The organism is Gilliamella bombi (assembly GCF_900103255.1).
GTDB classification, from domain to species: Bacteria; Pseudomonadota; Gammaproteobacteria; order Enterobacterales; family Orbaceae; genus Gilliamella; species Gilliamella bombi.
The window spans coordinates 41286-60673 of the sequence record NZ_FMWS01000031.1 but is presented as its reverse complement, the minus strand read 5'-3'; the positions used below and the strand labels follow the sequence as shown (position 1 = coordinate 60673).

Below are 19388 nucleotides of genomic sequence, written 5' to 3'. Positions count from 1 at the left end.
ATGTTTTATCAGTACTGGTAAAAGTAATCACATAACGCCAAGGCTGGTTTAACGACTCATCACCCTCAATATGCAAAACCGAAATCGGCGCGCCCAGCCCGTCAACCGTTAAGGTATAGCGATTATGGCTAACCCCACTCAAACCCGCCATTAAATCACTAAACCCGTCACCGAGTTGACTTAAAAGACGATTAAGTTCGTTTGACATGTTTTCCTCCTCCTTATATCCAATTTTAAAATCAGTCTGTCTATTTTAATTATTTTTTATATCTTATACTCAGCATTACTGAGTTCAAGCAACAGACAGCTTAGCTAAAAAGTGTACACAATTTTAGTGTGAAATTTAATCTTTTTTTTAAAAAAATGTTAAATGAATGTTGTTTAATATTAATAATTTCTGTTAGTTAAGCAAGTAATTGACAACTACTTAACCTTTTTATTGAATAAGTGATTTAAATAACCTGACTTTTGTTAATGAGATTTTTCAACTAATAAAATAGTAGATATGGAAAACTCTCTCAATTCTACAGCACTTAAACAAATGGAAAAGATAAATAGAGTGATTACTGTAAACTTTGTTTCTTTTGATAAATAAAAACAATCTTTTATAAATAATTAACCAACTACCTATTAATTTATTAAATTTTGTGGTAAAAAGTGGGGTTAAGTGGTAAAAATAAGTGTTTTATTAACATGTTGATTTTTATTAATTAAAATTTAAATAAATTATAAAGAAAAATACTTTTATGTTTAGTGGTGCAATTTCAATTAGTTTAGATAATAAAGGACGGTTAGCTATTCCTACTCGCTACCGTGAATCTTTATCTGAAGGTATGGTTTGCACAATTGGTTTATACGACCCATGCTTGACACTTTATTCAATGTCCGAATGGAAATGTATTGAACAGCAACTTGCAACATTATCAACCATTGTTGAAACTGAACGTAGAATAAAAAGATTGTTATTGGGGTATGCAACTGAGTGCCTAATGGATAATTCTGGACGAATTTTATTGTCACCTACATTGCGTACTTATGCAAAATTAGAAAAAAATATAATGTTTGTTGGTCAATCTAATAAATTTGAAATTTGGGATGAGGCAAGTTGGTATCAACAAATTAATGATGATATTACCGCATTATCAAGCGATATTGAAAACTTATCAGATAATTTGAAAAGTTTAACTATTTAATAAGAGTGAAGATTGATGGATTATCAACATACGACGGTTTTATTAAACGAAGCTGTGAATGCATTAAATATAAAAAAAGATGGCATTTATGTTGATGGTACCTTTGGACGAGGAGGCCATTCTCGTTTAATACTTGAACAACTAGGAGCACAAGGACGATTGATTGCTATTGATCGTGATGAGCGTGCAGAGCAAACTGCGTTACAGATAATAGATCCTCGATTTACTTTTATTCGTGGTGAGTTTTCAAATTTATATCAATATATTGAAGAGTTAGAATTATTGGGTGAAATTGATGGTGTCTTATTAGATCTAGGTGTTTCATCACCACAACTTGATGATCCTGACAGGGGATTCTCTTTTATGCGTGATGGACCTCTTGATATGCGTATGAATAATAGTAAAGGTTTAACTGCAAGTGAATGGTTACTTAGCAGTGATGAAGACGATATTTCATGGGTGTTAAAGACATTTGGTGAAGAGAAATTTGCCAAACGTATTGCTCGATCGATTGTCGAGCAGAATAAAATTTCTCCGATTACTCGTACCTTAGAGTTGGCTAATTTAATTGAAAAAGCTACACCAAGAAAGGATAAAAATAAGCATCCAGCTACACGTAGTTTTCAGGCTATTCGTATTTATATTAATAGTGAATTGGAAGAAGTCGAGCAAGTGTTAAATAGTTGTTTATCAGTACTTGCAAATCAAGGAAGATTAGCGGTTATTAGCTTTCATTCTTTAGAAGATAGGATTGTAAAACAATTTATTAGTAAACAGAGTAAAGGTCCAGATTTACCAACACGATTACCATTAACTGAACAACAAATTAAACAATATGGTAGTGCTAAATTAAAATCACTTGGCAAAATTAAACCAAATACTATTGAAATTAATAATAACCCGCGCTCCCGAAGCGCAATATTAAGGGTAGCAGAAAGGAAAAATGAATAACCAAGACAATGATTTTTTTCTAGATAAAACTTATATTGATAAAAATTTTCAAAAAAGACCGAGTAAAAGCTTGTTTGGTGTAATTATTGGGGATTTATTTAGGCATCAAAAAATTTCATTGTTATTACTTGTGATGATTATTATTTCTGCTGGTGCAGTATTAATAACAACGCAACAAATTCGTAAACAGTTATTTGAACGTGAGCAACTTTTATTAGAACAAGATGTGTTAGAAAGCGAATGGCGGAATTTAGTTATTGAAGAAAATGTACTTGCTGATCCAAAACGTGTCGAAGAGAAAGCTAAAAATCAATTAGGTATGTCTTATGTGACACAGCAAAATGAAACAGTCATTGTAATAAAGAGTAAATAATGAAACCTGCCACTAAATATAAAAAAAATAAAACTAAAAAGGTTGCAAAAACAAATAAAAATAATAGGTTAAATGGTAAAAGACAGTTTTTTACACCGAATCGTTTTTATATTATATATGGACTTATTATTTTAGCGATTATTTGTCTTATGGCTCGAATGGCATTATTGCAAATTATTGAACCAGATAAACTGATTGCTGAAGGTAATAAGCGCTCACTTCGTCACCAAGAAATTGATGCACCAAGAGCCATGATCACCGATCGTAATGGGCGTGCGTTAGCAGTAAGTGTACCGATGTTTGATGTTTGGGCAGATCCTAAAATTGTTGTGCAAAAAGGTGGTGTTAAAGCTGATGATATTAGATGGCAAGGATTAGCACAAACGTTGAATATTCCAATGTCAACGCTAAAGCAAAAATTAAACAATCCATCAATGAGATTTGTTTATTTGTCTAAGCAAGTAACGCCAACAATATCTGACTATTTAAAAAAACTAAAGTTACCGGGGATATCGTTTGCTAAAACATCTAAACGTTATTACCCTGCGGCAGAAAATATAGCTCAATTAATTGGTTTAACAGATATTGATGCAAATGGTGCTGAGAAAGGTTCTGAAGGTATTGAAAAAAGCTTTAATAAATGGTTAATAGGTGAATCGGGGCAAAGAGTTGTAAGACGTGATCGAGTAGGTCGTGTTATTGAAGAATTAGAACGGACAGAAACAGAAACAGCATCAGATTTAATATTAAGTATAGATGAGCGTTTACAATCACTAGTTTATAGCGAACTTAGTCAAGCGGTTCAATTTAACAAAGCAGACAGTGGAACAGCTGTATTGGTTGATGTGCATAGTGGTGAGATTTTAGCGATGGCAACCAGCCCATCTTATAATCCAAATAATCGCTCATCAATTGATTATAATTTATTGAGAAATAGAGCTGTTACTGATGCGTTTGAACCAGGCTCTACGGTTAAACCGCTAGTTGTAATGGCTGCCTTAGAAAAGAAAATTGCTAACTTAAATACTATTATCGATACTAGACCTTTTTATGTTAATCGTTATGAAATTAAAGATGTGTCATATCAAAAAACGCTTAATTTGGCAGGTATCTTAGAAAAATCAAGTAATGTTGGAGTAAGTAAGCTAGCTTTACAAATGCAACAGGATGATCTTGTAGAATTCTATAGTCGATTTGGATTAGGTCAACCAACGGAATTAGGCTTAGGTGGTGAAGTTAGTGGTTCAATTGCAGCCGATAGAACCAGAAAATGGGCTGATATTGAGCGAGCAACATTTGCGTTTGGATATGGATTAACTGTTACCCCATTACAGTTAGCAAGAGCTTATGCAACTATCGGTAGTTATGGAATTTACCGACCTGTATCAATTTTAAAAGTCACAGAACCTGTTAAGGGTAAACGTGTAGTTTCTGAAAAAGATGCTAAAACAGTTGTTCAATTAATGGAGGCTGTAGCTGTTACTGGTGGAGGAACTAAAGCATCGGTTCCTGGTTATAGTGTTGGAGTTAAAACAGGAACAGCGAAAAAATTATCTGGTGGACGGTATGTTAATCAATATTTAGCTTATACCGCAGGTATCGCTCCAGCAACAGCACCAAAGTATTCACTAGTTGTTGTTATTGATAATCCTAAAGCTGGCCAATATTATGGTGGTTCAGTTTCTGCACCTGTTTTCAGTCGCATTATGGGCGGTGTGCTTAGAACGATGAATGTAAAACCTGATCGCCAAGTTGATGGGCAAATGATTATTTATTAGTAGGTGAAAATGCTAGCAACAAACTCGTTTAAAACATTATTGGAATTATTAGGTGGAAGATGTAATTTAAAATTAGATGATTTTCCACTTAATCATTTGCGTATAGATAGTCGCAAAGTAGGAAAAAACGATGTGTTTATCGCTATCAAAGGTCATACAGTTGATGGTCAAGCATTTATTCCACAAGCTATTTCAATGGGTGCAGTTGTTATCTTAGTAGAAGCAAGTAGAAAATCAAATGACTTAAAAATTGACTATATTAGGCATGAAAATAAATCGATAATTCCACAAATTAGTGTTTTCCAACTTTCACAGCGTCTATCCTTGATTGCTAATGAGTTTTATCATTCTCCATCAAAAAAATTATCTGTTATTGGTGTGACAGGAACCAATGGGAAAACAACTGTTAGTCAGCTTATTGCCCAATGTTTAACATTATTGAATGAAAAAACAGCATTAATGGGCACTATTGGTAATGGAATTTATAATGAACTTGAGCCATCAGTTAATACAACGTTATCAGCAGTAGATGTGCAAACCTTATTAGCCGAATTTGTAGAGAAACAGGTCAAAGTTGTAACGATGGAAATTTCTTCACATGGGCTTGCTATGGACCGGGTTAAAGGACTAAATTGCGCTGCTACTGTATTTACCAATTTAAGTCGAGATCATCTAGATTATCATAAGACAATGAGTAGATATGCAAAAGCAAAATGGTCGTTATTTACTCCCGATGAAAAAGACAAACAAGTTTTAGCTGCGGGTAAATCAATTATTAATTATGATGACAAATATGGTAAAAGATGGATTGAAAAACTTCCACAAGTGACAGCTGTATCATGTCAAACAAAATCATTACGTCGACTCAAGGCGTTAAATATACCTTATGTTGGTGTATCAATGATCGAATATCATGATAAAGGTGCCCAAATTCATATGGAATCAAGTTGGGGAAATGCCATTATTATTAGCCGATTGCTAGGTGAATTTAATGTTTCTAATTTGTTATTAGCCATAGCTACACTTTTAACATTGAACTACCCATTTTTTGCTGTTGTTAATATGGCTTCTTTTTTGACTCCAATCTGTGGGCGAATGGAGGTTTTACATGTAAAAAATAGCCCAACGGTTATTGTTGATTATGCGCATACTCCAGATGCTTTACAGAAAGCTTTGCAAGCTAGTCGAATTCATTGTAAAGGTTCTTTATGGGTGATTTTTGGATGTGGTGGCGATAGGGATACAGGAAAAAGACCTTCAATGGCTGAAATCGCAGAACAATTTGCCGATAAAATTGTTTTAACTAATGATAATCCACGCACTGAAGATGAAATGAAGATTATTCATGATATTCAACAAGGTTTACATCACACTGATAATGTACTCATAATTACCAATAGAGTGCAGGCTATTACGCAAACATTAAAGCAGGCTAAGCCTAATGATGTCATTTTAATTGCAGGTAAAGGGCATGAGGACTATCAAATAATTGGTAATACCAAATATCACTATTCAGATCAAGAAACAGTGAAAAAAATTCTAGGAGTAGAGAATCAATCATGATTCCATTAGAAATTGAGCAAATAAAAAAAATAGTTAATGGTGAATGTTATTACATTCAAGATGAAAGTGCTGTGATTGATACAATTTGCACTGATTCACGAAAAATAATAAAGCAATCGCTATTTATCGCGCTTGTTGGAAACAATTTTGATGGACATGCTTTTGCTGAACAATCTATTAAAGATGGTGCTATAGCCGTGATCGTCGATCATAAACTTGATAAGCCCATACCACAGATTGTTGTTAAGGATACTCGCTTGGCTTTAGGTGGAATCGCTAATTTTATCCGGCAGCAAAGTACAGCTAAAATTGTTGCACTTACAGGTTCATCAGGTAAAACGTCAGTTAAAGAAATGACTGCGGCAATATTACTACACTGTGGACAAACCCTTTATACACAAGGCAATTTCAATAATGATATTGGGGTGCCATTAACACTGTTACGTTTAACTAAACAAGACCAGTTTGCAGTTATAGAATTAGGCGCTAATCATATTGGTGAAATAGCCTATACTACGAATATTGTTAAACCACAAAGCGCTTTAATCAATAATATTGCAGAAGCACATATAGAAGGTTTTGGAACACTTGAAGGTGTAGCAAAAGCTAAAGGCGAAATCTTTCAAGGATTGCTTGATGGTGGTATTGCTATTATTAATTTAGATAGTTGTTCTGATAAATGGTTTACTCAGTTAGTAAACAAAAAAGTTTGGACTTTCTCGTTAACGAATCCTTCCGCTCAATTTTATGCTAGTAATATTCAACACGAAAAAAATACAACATTTACATTACATACACCTAAAGGTGAATGTGAGATTATGTTATCGCTAGTTGGGAAACATAATATTTCAAATGCGATCGCGGCATCAGCTTTAGCACTTTCTGTCGGAGCGACTTTGAATCAGATTCAACAAGGCTTAGCCTCTTTAACGCCTGTAAAAGGACGATTATTTCCAATAAAATTAAATCAAACCCAATTAATTTGGGATGATACTTATAATGCTAATGTTGGATCGATGTCAGCGGCTGTCAAAGTCTTGGCAAAACAACCTGGTTATCGGATTTTAGTCGTCGGTGATATGGGAGAGTTAGGACCAGAAGCTGAAAAATATCATTGCCAAATAGGTGAGCTTGCTCATGATGAAAAAATTGATTGTGTAGTAAGTGTAGGCAAATTAAGTCAATTTATTAGCCAGTTTAGTGGCGTGGGTCACCATTTCAATAATAAACAAGATGCAGTGAATTATCTATTAATGCTGTTACGCCAACAACCGAATTTAACAATGTTAGTTAAAGGGTCGCGTAGTGCAAAAATGGAAGAAGTTATCGAAAAAATTCAAATTGAACAACTCAAAATGAGTCAGGATTAAGATTATGTTGCTTTGGATATCGGAATATTTAGTTAAACATTTTACCTTTTTTAATGTTATCTCTTATTTAACAGTAAGAGCTATTTTAGGTTTATTAACCTCGTTAGCAATTTCATTATTTTTTGGACAAAAAGTCATTGACTGGCTACAAAAATTACAGATTGGTCAAGTCATTCGCCATGATGGGCCTGAGTCTCATTTAAGTAAAAAAGGAACACCGACTATGGGGGGGACGCTAATTTTAGCCTCAATTTCCTTGTCGGTATTGCTATGGGCAGATTTACGCAATCCTTATGTTTGGGTAACTTTGTTTGTTTTAATTGGTTATGGCATTGTTGGCTTTGCTGATGATTATTTAAAAGTGATTCGTAAAAATAGTGCTGGATTAATTGCTAGATGGAAATACTTTTGGCAATCGGTTATTGCATTAATTGTTGCTTTTGGTCTTTATGTTTATGGTAAAGATAGCACGGTAACAGTACTTGTTGTGCCATTTTTTAAAGATGTGATGCCTCAATTGGGACTATGGTTTATTTTATTAACTTATGTAGTTATTGTTGGGGCTGGTAATGCCGTTAATTTAACAGATGGACTTGATGGATTAGCAATTATGCCAACTGTTTTTGTAGCCGCTGGTTTTACGCTTGTAGCATGGGCTACAGGGAATGTCAATTTTGCTGCTTATTTGAATATTCCTTATATTAAATTCAGCGGAGAGTTGATGATTGTTTGTACTGCAATTATTGGAGCTGGACTTGGTTTTTTATGGTTTAACACATATCCGGCGATGGTTTTTATGGGAGATGTTGGATCGCTAGCTTTAGGTGGCGTGTTTGGAATTATTGCTGTTTTATTACGACAAGAATTTTTATTACTGATTATGGGGGGAATTTTTGTTATTGAAACTTTATCCGTAATTTTACAAGTAGGATCATTTAAATTACGGGGTAAAAGAATTTTCCGTATGGCACCAATTCATCATCACTATGAATTAAAAGGTTGGCCAGAACCGCGTGTTATTGTGCGGTTTTGGATAATTTCATTGATGTTAGTTGTAATAGGTTTATTAACTTTGAAATTACGTTAATAAAAGATATTAGGATCAAATCATGGTTAGCTATCAAGGAAAAAATGTCGTTATTATTGGTTTAGGTGTCACAGGACTTTCTTGTGTAGACTATTTTCTTGCTCAAAATGTTATACCTAAAGTTATTGATACTCGTAAGTCGCCATCAGGGATGGAACAATTAGACAAACGTGTTGCTTGCCATTTAGGGGAATTAAATGTTGATTGGTTGCTTGATGCTGATTTAATAATAGTCAGTCCAGGAATTGCTTTATCAACACCTGAACTACAACAGGCAGCTAAAAAAGGTATTGAAATTATTGGCGATATTGAACTATTTTGCCGTGAATTGAATCAACAAAACAGTAAACAAATTGTAGCCATTACAGGTGCAAATGGTAAAACTACAGTAACAACATTAGTTGGTGAAATTATTAAGTCGGCAGGTATTAAAGTCGCTATTGGTGGTAATATTGGGCAGCCAGCATTATCGTTATTGAATCAACATTACGATGTATATGTTCTTGAACTGTCTAGCTTTCAGCTAGAAACAACTCAGAGCTTAAAAGCTACAGTTGCAACAATCTTAAATATTTCAGAAGATCATATGGATCGTTATCCTCTTGGATTAATGCAATATGTTGAGGCTAAGCAACGTATTTATCATAATGCCAAGTATTGTGTAATTAACCATGATGATAAGTTAACCATTCCGACTGACCAACAAAAAAACTGCGTTTCATTTGGTGTAAATAAAGGGGATTATCATTTGGATTTCCACTTTGAACATTTGATTGCACAAGAGCAGCCAGTAGTAGCGACTAAAATAATGAAACTGGCGGGATGCCATAATTATCTTAATGCGTTAGCGGCTTTAGCTATAGTTGATAAACTGAAAATTTCACGGGAATCAAGTATAGCAACAATTATTTCATTTCATGGTCTAGCACATCGTTTTGAGTTAGTGTTGGAAAAAAATGGTGTGAAGTGGATTAATGATTCCAAAGCAACCAATGTAGGTAGTACAGAAGCAGCATTAAATAGCGTAGTTTGCAAAGGGAAATTATTTTTATTATTAGGTGGGGATGGAAAATCAGCGGATTTTTCGCCATTGATCCCTTTTTTTGAAAACAGAAATCTAGAAATTTTTTGTTTTGGGCGTGATCGTTTTATCCTTGCTAAGCTAGCACCTCATATAACAACTGTAACTGAAACATTGTCAGATGCAATGCAAGTTATTGCTCAAAAAGTTGAACCAAATGATGTGGTCTTGCTTTCTCCAGCATGCGCAAGCTTAGATCAGTTTAAGAATTATATTGAACGCGGAAAACAGTTTGCACAACTTGCTGAACAATATACTCAAAGGAGTACAAAATGACACTCTTTTGGTTAAAAAAACAAGTTAACCCCCACATACCATTTGACAACCAATTACTTTGGACTGTGTTAGGTTTAATGATCTTTGGTTTGATCATGGTGACATCTTCTTCAATGGCATTTAATGAAAGCGATCCTTTCTTTTATACACAACGAGAACTTATTCAGTTAGGACTATCATTATTTTTAATGTTTATTACGTTTTATATTCCAATGCAACGTTGGCAACAGTTTGCTTCTGTTTTACTTATTATTGCTATTATTATGTTAATCGTTGTGTTAGGTATTGGTTCTTCGATTAATGGAGCATCTCGTTGGATACCTCTAGGAGTATTCAATTTTCAACCTGCAGAACTTTCAAAATTAGCGCTATTTTTATTCTTAGCTGGTTATTTATCACGTAAATCTGAAGAAGTACAAAGCGGCTTTTGGGGGTTTTTTAAACCAATGGTTGTTATGACTATACTTTCCATTTTGTTACTTAAACAACCAGATTTAGGTACTGTTATTGTTTTATTTATGGTCACTATTGGCATTTTATTTATTGCAGGTGCGCAATTGTGGCAATTTATCGCTATTTTGCTAACGGGTGTTGGCGCAGTGATTTGTTTGATTTTGTATGAGTCTTACCGCTTAACACGACTGTTAACCTTTCTTGACCCTTGGCAAGATGCTACAGGTTCAGGTTATCAATTAGTCGCCTCATTAATGGCAATTGGTAATGGAGGCGTTACTGGACAAGGTATGGGAAATTCTGTACTGAAATTAGGTTATTTACCCGAATGTCATACTGATTTCATTTTCTCAATTATATCAGAAGAGTATGGATATATAGGTGTAGTTGCTTTATTGTCATTACTTTTCTTTCTAACATTTAAGGCGCTTGCAATTGGTTATCGAGCACTGAATGAAAGTTCATTGTTCTCTGGTTATTTAGCTTGTGAAATCGGGATATGGTTTGGTTTTCAAACATTTGTAAATGTGGGTGTTACATCTGGTATGTTGCCTACTAAAGGATTAACACTACCATTTATTAGTTATGGTGGATCAAGTCTTATTGTGATGAGTATTGCAACAGCAATATTACTCCGAATTGATTTTGAATTTAGACAACAACAAGCCCAAGCAAGAATAAGGTTAATAAAATAATGAAAAAATTATTAGTTATGGCAGGAGGAACTGGGGGGCATGTTTTTCCGGGTATTGCTGTGGCGCAATATTTAATGAAGCAAGGCTGGCAGGTAAGATGGTTAGGAACTGCCGATCGAATGGAAGCACACTTAGTTCCTGAAAATGGTATTGATATTGATTTTATCGAAATATCAGGGCTACGAGGCAAAGGTGTTATGGCATTATTAAAAGCACCTTATAAAATTTTAAAAGCAGTTTTACAAGCTAGAAAAATTTTAAAAACTTATCGCCCTGATGTTGTTCTAGGTATGGGTGGATATGTTTCAGGCCCAGGGGGAATAGCAGCAAAAACACTTGGCATACCGGTTGTAGTACATGAACAAAATGGTATAGCAGGTTTAACCAACAAATATCTAGCTAAGATAGCGGTTAAAGTTTTACAAGCATTCCCTACTGCTTTTCCTAAGGCTGAAGTAGTTGGCAATCCGGTTCGTAGTGATCTTTTAACTGTAGCAAAACCTGAAGAAAGATTCAAAGATCGTGATGGGCCAATTAGAGTATTAGTCATGGGAGGCAGCCAAGGAGCTAAAGTTATTAATGATATTGTGCCTAAAGTGATAACAAAATTATCCGATAAATATATAGTATGGCATCAAACAGGTAAAGGAATGTTGAATTCCGTAATTCAGTCATACCAAAATTGCGATATGACCAATAACAAAGTGACTGAATTTATCCAAGATGTTGCAGATGCATACAATTGGGCAGATATTGTAATTTGTCGTAGCGGGGCATTAACCGTTAGTGAAATTGAAGTAGTTGGTATTGGTGCTATTTTTATTCCGTTTATGCATAAAGATCGTCAGCAATTTTGGAATGCAAAATCACTAGCAGATATAGGTGCTGCAAGTATTATAGAACAATCCGATTTCAGTGTTGAATCGCTATCCAATTTGTTATGTAATTTGAACCGTAACAAATTAATTGAAATGGCAATTAAAGCTAAAAGTTTATCTATTGTGAATTCCACAGAAAAAGTAGCAGAAGCCCTTTATTCGGTGATAAAATAATACTTTTCTGACATAAATTTATGTAATATTTTTGTCAAAATGTTTCAGGTTAGATATATGTTTGAGTCAATGATTCATTTGAGCAATAAAAAATAACGATGATAGATATGCTCAATGATGATATGTACTGTGAACTGTAAAATAATTTAGGAGTTAAATAGTGAATACAAAGGAATTAGCGAAGTTAAGAGCAATTATTCCTGAAATGAAGCGAGTCAAACATATTCACTTTGTGGGTATTGGTGGTGCTGGTATGGGAGGAATTGCTGAGGTTCTTGCTAATGAAGGATACAAAATTAGTGGATCAGATATTGCTGAAAATGCGGTCACTCAACATCTAGAAACATTAGGGGCAAAAATTGTTATTGGCCATGCGGCTGAAAATGTGATTAATTCTAGCGTTGTTGTTATATCCTCAGCTATTTCGCAAGATAACATTGAAGTAATAGCTGCTCGTTCAGCACGTATACCTGTTATTCAACGTGCTGAAATGTTAGCTGAATTAATGCGTTTTCGATATGGTATAGCAATTGCTGGTACTCATGGTAAAACTACAACTACTGCTATGGTTACCTCTATTTATGCTGAGGCGAAACTCGATCCAACCTTTGTTAATGGTGGTTTAGTTAAGGCGGCAGGAACACATGCTCAATTAGGAAGTAGCCGTTATTTTATTGCTGAGGCTGATGAAAGTGATGCTTCATTTCTTCATTTGCAACCGATGGTATCTATTGTAACAAATATAGAGCCTGACCATATGGACACTTATCAAGGTAATGTTGATAATCTAAAACAAACATTTATTTCATTTTTACATAATCTTCCATTTTATGGTTTAGCTATTATGTGTTACGACGATCCTATTAATCGAGAATTACTACCGATTGTGGGACGTAAAATCATCACTTATGGATTTAGCGAAGAGGCTGACGTTGTCATTAAAAATTATCGTCAAGAACGAGGTGTAAGCTATTACACTGTTTGTCGCCCTGATCGCCAAGATTTGCGGATTGAGTTAAATGCACCTGGTAAACATAATGCTTTAAACTCGGCGGCTGCGATAATTGCAGCAACAGAAGATGGTATTGATGATGAATCAATTATAAATGCATTAGCTAAATTTGCTGGTACTAGTCGGCGTTTTGATTTATTAGGTATATTCCCGCATGTTGATGGTGGCGATATAATGATGGTTGATGATTATGGTCATCATCCTAGTGAGGTTAATGCAACAATTCAAGCAGCAAGAAACGGCTGGCCTGAACGAAGATTAGTTATGTTATTCCAACCACATCGATACACGCGTACTCGGGATTTATTTGACGATTTCGCACAAGTGCTTTCTCAAGTCGATGCACTTGTTATGTTAGATGTCTATTCCGCAGGAGAGCAACCTATTGCGGGTGCAGATAGTCGTTCTTTATGCCGTTCTATCCGCAATCGTGGCAAAGTTGACCCAATTTATGTTTCAGATTTAGATTTGCTACCCGAAATAATGCAAGAAGTATTACAAAGTGGTGATTTATTAATTACACAAGGTGCTGGCAGTGTTGGCCGTATAGCGCGCCAACTAGCCAAAACTCAATTATCATCAGAAGAGGTTTTATAAAATGGTAGATAAAGTTGCTGTATTGTATGGTGGTACTTCAGCTGAACGGGAAGTGTCACTTAAGTCTGGTAAGGCTGTACATGCAGGATTGTTGGCAAATGGTATTGATGCGCATCTTATTGATACTAAATATCATTCTATTACTAATTTAAAAGAAGAAGGTTATACAAAAGCTTTTATTATTTTACACGGACGTGGTGGGGAAGATGGTATTGTTCAAGCGATTTTGACTTATCAAAATATTCCTTATACAGGCAGTGATGTTTTATCATCAGCCTTAACAATGGATAAACTGAAAACTAAGTTAGTGTGGAAATCACTCAATTTACCTGTTGCTGAATATGTTATGGTTGAAAAATCACAATCAATTGATACTGATACCATAGTAAAACAGCTTGGTTTACCATTGTTTGTTAAACCAAGTCATGAAGGATCAAGTGTGGGAATGGCTAGAGTTAATGAAGCATCTGAATTGGAAGCAGCTATTAGCGCAGCTTTCAAATATGATAGTGTAGTGATGGTTGAGTCATTTTTAGCAGGTCCAGAATTTACGGTAGCAATTGTTGGTGACGAGGTCTTACCTTCAATCCATATTAAACCCGCAACTAAATTTTATGATTATGATGCGAAATATTTATCTGATACCACTCAGTATTTTTGTCCAAGCGGTTTATCTGATGAACAAGAACAAGAAATTCGTAAATTAGCGTTAGATGCTTATAAAGCAGTAGGATGTCGAGGGTGGGGAAGAGTTGATATCATGTTTAATGCTAACCAAAAACCTTTTTTACTTGAAGTTAATACCGCTCCAGGTATGACAGACCATAGTTTGGTACCAATGGCGGCAAAAGAACATGGATGGTCATTTAATGAGCTTGTTGCTAAAATTTTGAATTTGGCAACTTTATAATTGGCCTTATTTTATGAAACAAGTTCGGCAAGCAGCACACAGAAGGGACGATAAAAACAAAAGAAAGCTGCTTATTTTTCGTAATACTGAGCAATTAATAGGATTTTTGTTCTTTATTGCGATTATTTGTATTAGTATTTGGGTCGTTCAAAGTTTTAAAAATTGGATGGATGATCCCGAACAAATGGTATTGTCTCAATTAACATTGAGTGGAGAGCATACCTATACAACTGAGGATGATCTTCGGGAAGCTATTTTAGGACTAGGGTTGCCTAATACCTATATAGGACAAGATGTTAATGATATTCAACAAGAAGTAATGCGATTTCCGTGGGTGAAGCAAACCAGTGTACGTAAACAGTGGCCAGATAGGTTAATTGTCTATGTCGAAGAATATAAACCTGTGCTTTATTGGAATGACTTATTTTTACTTGATAAAAGTGGCAATGTATTTAGTGTACCACTTGACCGTATAAGCAACTTAAAACTACCAAAGTTATATGGTCCAGAGGGTAAAGCAAAATCGGCGTTAGAAACTTATTATAAATTAGAGAATCTTTCTAAAAAATTAGCTAATAATCAGTTGGCATTACATATTAAAACAGCAATAACTGATGAACGTAACGCGTGGCAATTGACGGTAAAACAGTGTGTATCAGGTTTTTGCCAAGAAAATCAGGAAATAAAATTACTATTAGGTAGTGAAAATATTGAACAGAGATATCAGCAATTTATCAAGTTATTTCCGGAAATTCAGTCAAGAATGCCAGAAAATGAAAAAATAATGGCCGCTGATTTACGTTATGAAAATGGCATTTCAGTGCAAAGAGAAAAAATGGTGCAGTAAGGAATAAATTAAGGCTGAAGTATGAAAGCAACAGAAAAAAAATTGGTTGTTGGATTAGAGGTTGGTACATCCAAAGTACTTGCTCTTGTTGGTGAAGTTCTTCCCGATGGTATTGTTAACATCATCGGTGTAGGGCATTGTCCATCAAAAGGGGTTGATAAAGGTGGTGTGAACGATCTTGAGTCTGTCGTAAAATCAATCCAAAGAGCGGTTGACCAAGCTGAATTAATGGCTGATTGTCAAATATCTTCAGTATATTTAAGCCTTTCAGGTAAACATATTCGTTGTCAAAATGAGATAGGCATGGTTCCAATAGAGGATGAAGAAGTAACCGCAGAAGATGTTGACAATGTTGTTCATACAGCAAAATCAGTCAGAATTTTAGATGAGCACCGTATTTTGCATGTCATTGCACAAGAATATTCTATCGATTTGCAAGAAGGGATTAAAAATCCTATTGGCTTATCTGGAGTAAGAATGAAAGCCAAAGTTCACTTAATTACTTGTCATAATGATATGGCTAGAAATATTGTGAAAGCAGTAGAACGTTGCGGTTTGAAAGTGGATCAACTTATTTTTTCTGGATTGGCCTCTAGCTATGCAGTTTTAACGGATGATGAAAAAGAACTTGGTGTTTGCGTAATTGATATGGGCGGCGGTACAATGGATGTAACGGTCTATACGGGAGGTGCGTTACGTCATTCAGTTGTAATCCCTTATGCTGGGAATGTTGTTACTAGCGATATCGCATATGCATTTGGCGCTCCGCCAATGGATGCTGAAAATATTAAGATTCGTTATGGATGCGCTGTAGGCTCATTAATTGGTAAAGATGAAGTTATTGATGTTCCAAGCGTAGGTGGAAGACCATCACGTTCATTGCAACGACAAACGCTTGCAGATGTAATTGAGCCGCGCTATTCAGAACTTCTTTCGTTGGTACAAAAAGAGTTACTTGTATTACAAGAAGAACTTAAAAAACAGAATATCAAATATCAATTAGCAGCAGGTATTGTTTTAACTGGTGGTGCGGCGCAAATAAAAGGAATGGTAGAGTGCGCTGAAAAAGTTTTTCAAAATCAAGTGCGTATTGGTCAGCCATTAAATATATCTGGATTAACCGACTATGTTCAAAAACCTTATTGTTCAACAGCTATAGGGTTATTGCATTATGGAAAACAAAGTTTATTAAATGATGATGGAAAAGATAATAATAAATCATCATTAAAAGGGATAGCTAAACGATTAACCGGATGGTTTAAAAAAGAATTTTAGCTAATATATTTCAAGAACTTCGTGGACATTGTAGATGATTATCTGTACAATGTTCGCAGATCGTAAATTTGGAGATAAGTTATGTTTGAACCTATGGTTGCAGATGATGAACCAGCAGCAGTCATTAAAGTTATTGGTGTAGGTGGTGGCGGCGGTAATGCTGTCGAGCATATGATTGCTGAACATATTGAAGGCGTTGAATTTTTTGCAGCAAATACAGATGCGCAAGCCTTAAAAAGAATTAAGGTAGGTCAAACTATCCAAATCGGGACTAATGTTACTAAAGGGCTTGGTGCAGGTGCTAATCCAGAAGTCGGTAGAAATTCAGCTGAGGAAGATCGAGATGTCATTCGTAGTGCTATCGAAGGAGCTGACATGGTTTTTATCGCAGCAGGAATGGGTGGTGGCACTGGAACGGGTGCAGCTCCTGTTGTTGCAGAAATAGCAAAAGAATTAGGAATTCTAACAGTTGCAGTTGTTACTAAACCTTTTGGTTTTGAAGGTAAAAAGCGTATGGCTTTTGCTGAGCAAGGTATTTCTGAGTTGGCAAAACATGTTGATTCACTAATTACTATTCCGAATGATAAATTATTAAAAGTATTAGGTCGTGGTGTTAAATTACTTGATGCTTTTGCTGCAGCTAATGGTGTTTTAAAGGGTGCAGTACAAGGGATCGCTGAGCTGATTACTAAACCTGGTCTTATCAATGTCGATTTTGCTGATGTTAGAACAGTGATGTCTGAAATGGGATATGCTATGATGGGGTCTGGTCGAGCTAGTGGTGATAATCGAGCTGAAGAAGCCGCAGAAATGGCAATTTCTAGCCCATTACTTGAAGATATTGATTTATCTGGAGCTCGAGGCGTATTAGTTAACGTAACATCTGGATTTGATATTGGTTTAGAAGAATTTGAAACAGTCGGTAACACAGTTAAAGCATTTGCTTCTGATAATGCTACGGTTGTTGTTGGTTCAACTTTTGATCCAGATATATCTGATGAAATTCGAGTAACAGTGGTTGCAACTGGTATTGGTATGGATAAACGTCCAGAAGTTAAAATGCCTAAACCAGTTTCACACAATGAGCTATTTAGCCGAAGTAGTCCTTTAGGACAACAAGAAGATAAATTAGCTAAGGTTGTTAATGAGCCAATAGCTTCTCCTCTTGAAGAACATAAGATTTTAGATATTCCTGCTTTCATACGGAAGCAAGCAAATTAAAGTAAAGTTGAACTTATTTGATTTTTTATTGTCAAAATCGGTAAGAACAAATAAAAAAGTAGGTGCAAAGTGAAACAAAGAACATTAAAAAAGACTATTCAAGCAACTGGTGTTGGTTTACATACTGGCAAAAAAGTTACCTTGACATTACGTCCTGCGCCTGAAAATACAGGTATAATTTACCGTCGTACTGATTTAAATCCATATGTAGATTTCCCTGTGGATGCTAAGTCTGTGCGTGATACAATGCTTTGTACTTGTTTAATAAATGAAGACAATGTTCGTATTTCTACAGTTGAACATATTAATGCTGCATTAGCAGGGCTTGGTATTGATAATATTATTATTGAAGTTAATGCCCCTGAAATACCAATTATGGATGGTAGTGCAAGTCCGTTTGTTTATTTATTGCTTGATGCTGGTATTGCTGAACAAAATGCACTTAAAAAGTTTTTGTGTGTAAAAGAAACAGTTCGAGTTGAAAATGGTGATAAATGGGCTGAAGTAAGACCTTATAGTGGTTTTAAGCTAGATTTCACTATTGATTTTCAACATCCAGCTATCGACAATAGTTCACAACGTTATCAACTAGATTTTTCGTCTGAATCATTTATTCGTCAAATCAGTCGTGCTAGAACATTTGGCTTTATGCGTGATATTGAAGCATTACAATCTAAAGGCTTATGTCTTGGTGGTAGTTTAGATTGTGCAATTGTTGTTGATGATTATAAAGTGCTTAATGAAGATGGTTTACGTTTTGAAGATGAGTTTGTGCGTCACAAAATGCTTGATACTATCGGTGATTTATATATGAGCGGTCACAATATGATTGGTGAAGTTGTTTGTTATAAATCAGGTCATGCATTGAATAATCAATTATTGCAAGCATTGCTAGCAAAACAAAATGCATGGGAATATATCACATTTACAGAAGAGCAAATAGTGCCACTTGCATTGGGTACTCAACAGCTTATTTTTGCATAAAATATAAGTAATATTGTTTTATATTATAGACGCTCCTGTTTTTAATAGGAGCGTTTTTATTTTATATTAAAGGGATAATGTATGAATAACAGTCATTTTTTTGCTCATTTATCACGATTAAAACTTATTAATCGTTGGCCTTTAATGCGTAATGTAAGAACTGAAAATGTATCAGAGCATAGTTTACAGGTCGCTTTTGTTGCACATGCCTTAGCAATAATTAAAAATAAGAAATTTAATGGAAATGTTAATCCAGAAAGAATTGCATTGCTGGCAATGTACCACGACGTTTCGGAAGTGATAACAGGCGATCTACCAACACCAACAAAGTATTACAATCCACAAATAACGGTTGAATATAAAAAGATTGAAAAAATGGCACAGCATAAACTTATCAATATGCTTCCTAAAGAGTTACAAGATGATTTTAGAAAATTAATTGATGATGATTTTTATGACGAAATCGAGAAAAGTATTGTAAAACAAGCTGATGCATTATGCGCTTACCTTAAAACGATTGAAGAGCTCAGTGCGGGCAATAATGAGTTTAAATTAGCAGAACAACGTTTAAAAAAGACTTTATCTGAACGTAACAGTCCTGAAATGAATTACTTCTTAGACGTTTTTGTTCCAAGCTTTAGTTTATCACTAGATGAAATAACCATGTAAA

At 34.9% G+C, this 19388-nt stretch carries 18 protein-coding genes; 17 read left to right on the top strand and 1 reads right to left on the bottom strand.

Features of this window, described 5'->3' with window-relative positions; all coding sequences use genetic code 11:
* Positions 1-208, bottom strand: a 208-nt coding sequence (locus B9N71_RS06605; protein ID WP_143422072.1) for a hypothetical protein, incomplete at its 3' end; no start/stop codon positions are given.
* 538 nt (positions 209-746) lie between these two features.
* On the opposite strand from B9N71_RS06605, the gene mraZ reads away from it, so the two are divergent.
* From mraZ to yfbR, 17 genes are all read left to right on the top strand, one after another.
* Positions 747-1193 carry a division/cell wall cluster transcriptional repressor MraZ gene (mraZ, locus tag B9N71_RS06600; RefSeq protein WP_065590397.1) on the top strand — a complete coding sequence of 149 codons (447 nt, stop codon included), beginning with the start codon at positions 747-749 and terminating at the stop codon, positions 1191-1193.
* A 15-nt stretch (positions 1194-1208) separates the two neighbouring features.
* Positions 1209-2144 (top strand): 16S rRNA (cytosine(1402)-N(4))-methyltransferase RsmH, encoded by a 936-nt coding sequence (gene rsmH, locus B9N71_RS06595; RefSeq protein WP_065590396.1) that lies wholly within the window; start codon positions 1209-1211, stop codon positions 2142-2144.
* On the top strand, positions 2137-2517 hold the full coding sequence (gene ftsL / locus B9N71_RS06590) for a cell division protein FtsL (protein WP_085164936.1): 381 nt from the start codon (positions 2137-2139) through the stop codon (positions 2515-2517). The genes rsmH and ftsL overlap by 8 nt, the downstream gene beginning before the upstream one ends.
* Positions 2517-4295, top strand: a complete 1779-nt coding sequence (locus B9N71_RS06585; RefSeq protein ID WP_065590395.1) for a penicillin-binding transpeptidase domain-containing protein — start codon at positions 2517-2519, stop codon at positions 4293-4295. The genes ftsL and B9N71_RS06585 overlap by 1 nt, the downstream gene beginning before the upstream one ends.
* A gap of 9 nt (positions 4296-4304) precedes the next feature.
* Entirely contained in the window at positions 4305-5858 is a 1554-nt protein-coding gene (gene murE / locus B9N71_RS06580) for a UDP-N-acetylmuramoyl-L-alanyl-D-glutamate--2,6-diaminopimelate ligase (protein WP_085164934.1), read from the top strand.
* A complete protein-coding gene (murF, locus tag B9N71_RS06575) occupies positions 5855-7228 on the top strand; it encodes a UDP-N-acetylmuramoyl-tripeptide--D-alanyl-D-alanine ligase (RefSeq protein WP_085164932.1) in 1374 nt (457 codons plus the stop codon). The genes murE and murF overlap by 4 nt, the downstream gene beginning before the upstream one ends.
* Positions 7229-7232: 4 nt before the next feature.
* On the top strand, positions 7233-8315 hold the full coding sequence (gene mraY / locus B9N71_RS06570; protein ID WP_085164930.1) for a phospho-N-acetylmuramoyl-pentapeptide-transferase: 1083 nt from the start codon (positions 7233-7235) through the stop codon (positions 8313-8315).
* 22 nt (positions 8316-8337) lie between these two features.
* Positions 8338-9672, top strand: a complete 1335-nt coding sequence (murD, locus tag B9N71_RS06565) for a UDP-N-acetylmuramoyl-L-alanine--D-glutamate ligase (protein WP_065590393.1) — start codon at positions 8338-8340, stop codon at positions 9670-9672.
* A complete protein-coding gene (gene ftsW, locus B9N71_RS06560; RefSeq protein WP_081298061.1) occupies positions 9669-10820 on the top strand; it encodes a cell division protein FtsW in 1152 nt (383 codons plus the stop codon). Before murD ends, ftsW begins: the two co-directional genes overlap by 4 nt.
* The gene (gene murG, locus B9N71_RS06555; RefSeq protein ID WP_085164928.1) at positions 10820-11872 is read left to right on the top strand and encodes an undecaprenyldiphospho-muramoylpentapeptide beta-N-acetylglucosaminyltransferase; all 1053 of its coding nucleotides are present in this window, start codon (positions 10820-10822) and stop codon (positions 11870-11872) included. Before ftsW ends, murG begins: the two co-directional genes overlap by 1 nt.
* 160 nt (positions 11873-12032) lie before the next feature.
* Entirely contained in the window at positions 12033-13481 is a 1449-nt protein-coding gene (gene murC / locus B9N71_RS06550; RefSeq protein ID WP_085164926.1) for a UDP-N-acetylmuramate--L-alanine ligase, read from the top strand.
* A gap of 1 nt (position 13482) precedes the next feature.
* Complete coding sequence (locus B9N71_RS06545) at positions 13483-14391, top strand: D-alanine--D-alanine ligase (protein ID WP_085164924.1); 909 nt, start codon at positions 13483-13485, stop codon at positions 14389-14391.
* A 13-nt stretch (positions 14392-14404) separates the two neighbouring features.
* The gene (locus B9N71_RS06540) at positions 14405-15238 is read left to right on the top strand and encodes a cell division protein FtsQ/DivIB (protein WP_085164922.1); all 834 of its coding nucleotides are present in this window, start codon (positions 14405-14407) and stop codon (positions 15236-15238) included.
* 21 nt (positions 15239-15259) lie between these two features.
* Positions 15260-16513 carry a cell division protein FtsA gene (gene ftsA, locus B9N71_RS06535; protein ID WP_065610424.1) on the top strand — a complete coding sequence of 418 codons (1254 nt, stop codon included), beginning with the start codon at positions 15260-15262 and terminating at the stop codon, positions 16511-16513.
* Between the two features lie 81 nt (positions 16514-16594).
* Positions 16595-17734 (top strand): cell division protein FtsZ, encoded by a 1140-nt coding sequence (ftsZ, locus tag B9N71_RS06530; protein ID WP_085164920.1) that lies wholly within the window; start codon positions 16595-16597, stop codon positions 17732-17734.
* A 69-nt stretch (positions 17735-17803) separates the two neighbouring features.
* Entirely contained in the window at positions 17804-18718 is a 915-nt protein-coding gene (gene lpxC, locus B9N71_RS06525) for a UDP-3-O-acyl-N-acetylglucosamine deacetylase (RefSeq protein ID WP_065610422.1), read from the top strand.
* A gap of 81 nt (positions 18719-18799) precedes the next feature.
* Positions 18800-19387, top strand: coding sequence for a 5'-deoxynucleotidase (gene yfbR, locus B9N71_RS06520; protein WP_085164918.1), 588 nt, complete (start codon positions 18800-18802; stop codon positions 19385-19387).
* The last annotated feature ends 1 nt before the right edge of the window (position 19388 follow it).

Bases quoted from the DNA above. Each gene is read 5' to 3' on its own strand.
- mraZ (WP_065590397.1), top strand. From the start codon at position 747: ATGTTTAGTGGTGCAATTTCAATTAGTTTAGATAATAAAGGACGGTTA.
- rsmH (WP_065590396.1), top strand. From the start codon at position 1,209: ATGGATTATCAACATACGACGGTTTTATTAAACGAAGCTGTGAATGCA.
- ftsL (WP_085164936.1), top strand. From the start codon at position 2,137: ATGAATAACCAAGACAATGATTTTTTTCTAGATAAAACTTATATTGAT.
- B9N71_RS06585 (WP_065590395.1), top strand. From the start codon at position 2,517: ATGAAACCTGCCACTAAATATAAAAAAAATAAAACTAAAAAGGTTGCA.
- murE (WP_085164934.1), top strand. From the start codon at position 4,305: ATGCTAGCAACAAACTCGTTTAAAACATTATTGGAATTATTAGGTGGA.
- murF (WP_085164932.1), top strand. From the start codon at position 5,855: ATGATTCCATTAGAAATTGAGCAAATAAAAAAAATAGTTAATGGTGAA.
- mraY (WP_085164930.1), top strand. From the start codon at position 7,233: ATGTTGCTTTGGATATCGGAATATTTAGTTAAACATTTTACCTTTTTT.
- murD (WP_065590393.1), top strand. From the start codon at position 8,338: ATGGTTAGCTATCAAGGAAAAAATGTCGTTATTATTGGTTTAGGTGTC.
- ftsW (WP_081298061.1), top strand. From the start codon at position 9,669: ATGACACTCTTTTGGTTAAAAAAACAAGTTAACCCCCACATACCATTT.
- murG (WP_085164928.1), top strand. From the start codon at position 10,820: ATGAAAAAATTATTAGTTATGGCAGGAGGAACTGGGGGGCATGTTTTT.
- B9N71_RS06545 (WP_085164924.1), top strand. From the start codon at position 13,483: ATGGTAGATAAAGTTGCTGTATTGTATGGTGGTACTTCAGCTGAACGG.
- B9N71_RS06540 (WP_085164922.1), top strand. From the start codon at position 14,405: ATGAAACAAGTTCGGCAAGCAGCACACAGAAGGGACGATAAAAACAAA.
- ftsA (WP_065610424.1), top strand. From the start codon at position 15,260: ATGAAAGCAACAGAAAAAAAATTGGTTGTTGGATTAGAGGTTGGTACA.
- ftsZ (WP_085164920.1), top strand. From the start codon at position 16,595: ATGTTTGAACCTATGGTTGCAGATGATGAACCAGCAGCAGTCATTAAA.
- yfbR (WP_085164918.1), top strand. From the start codon at position 18,800: ATGAATAACAGTCATTTTTTTGCTCATTTATCACGATTAAAACTTATT.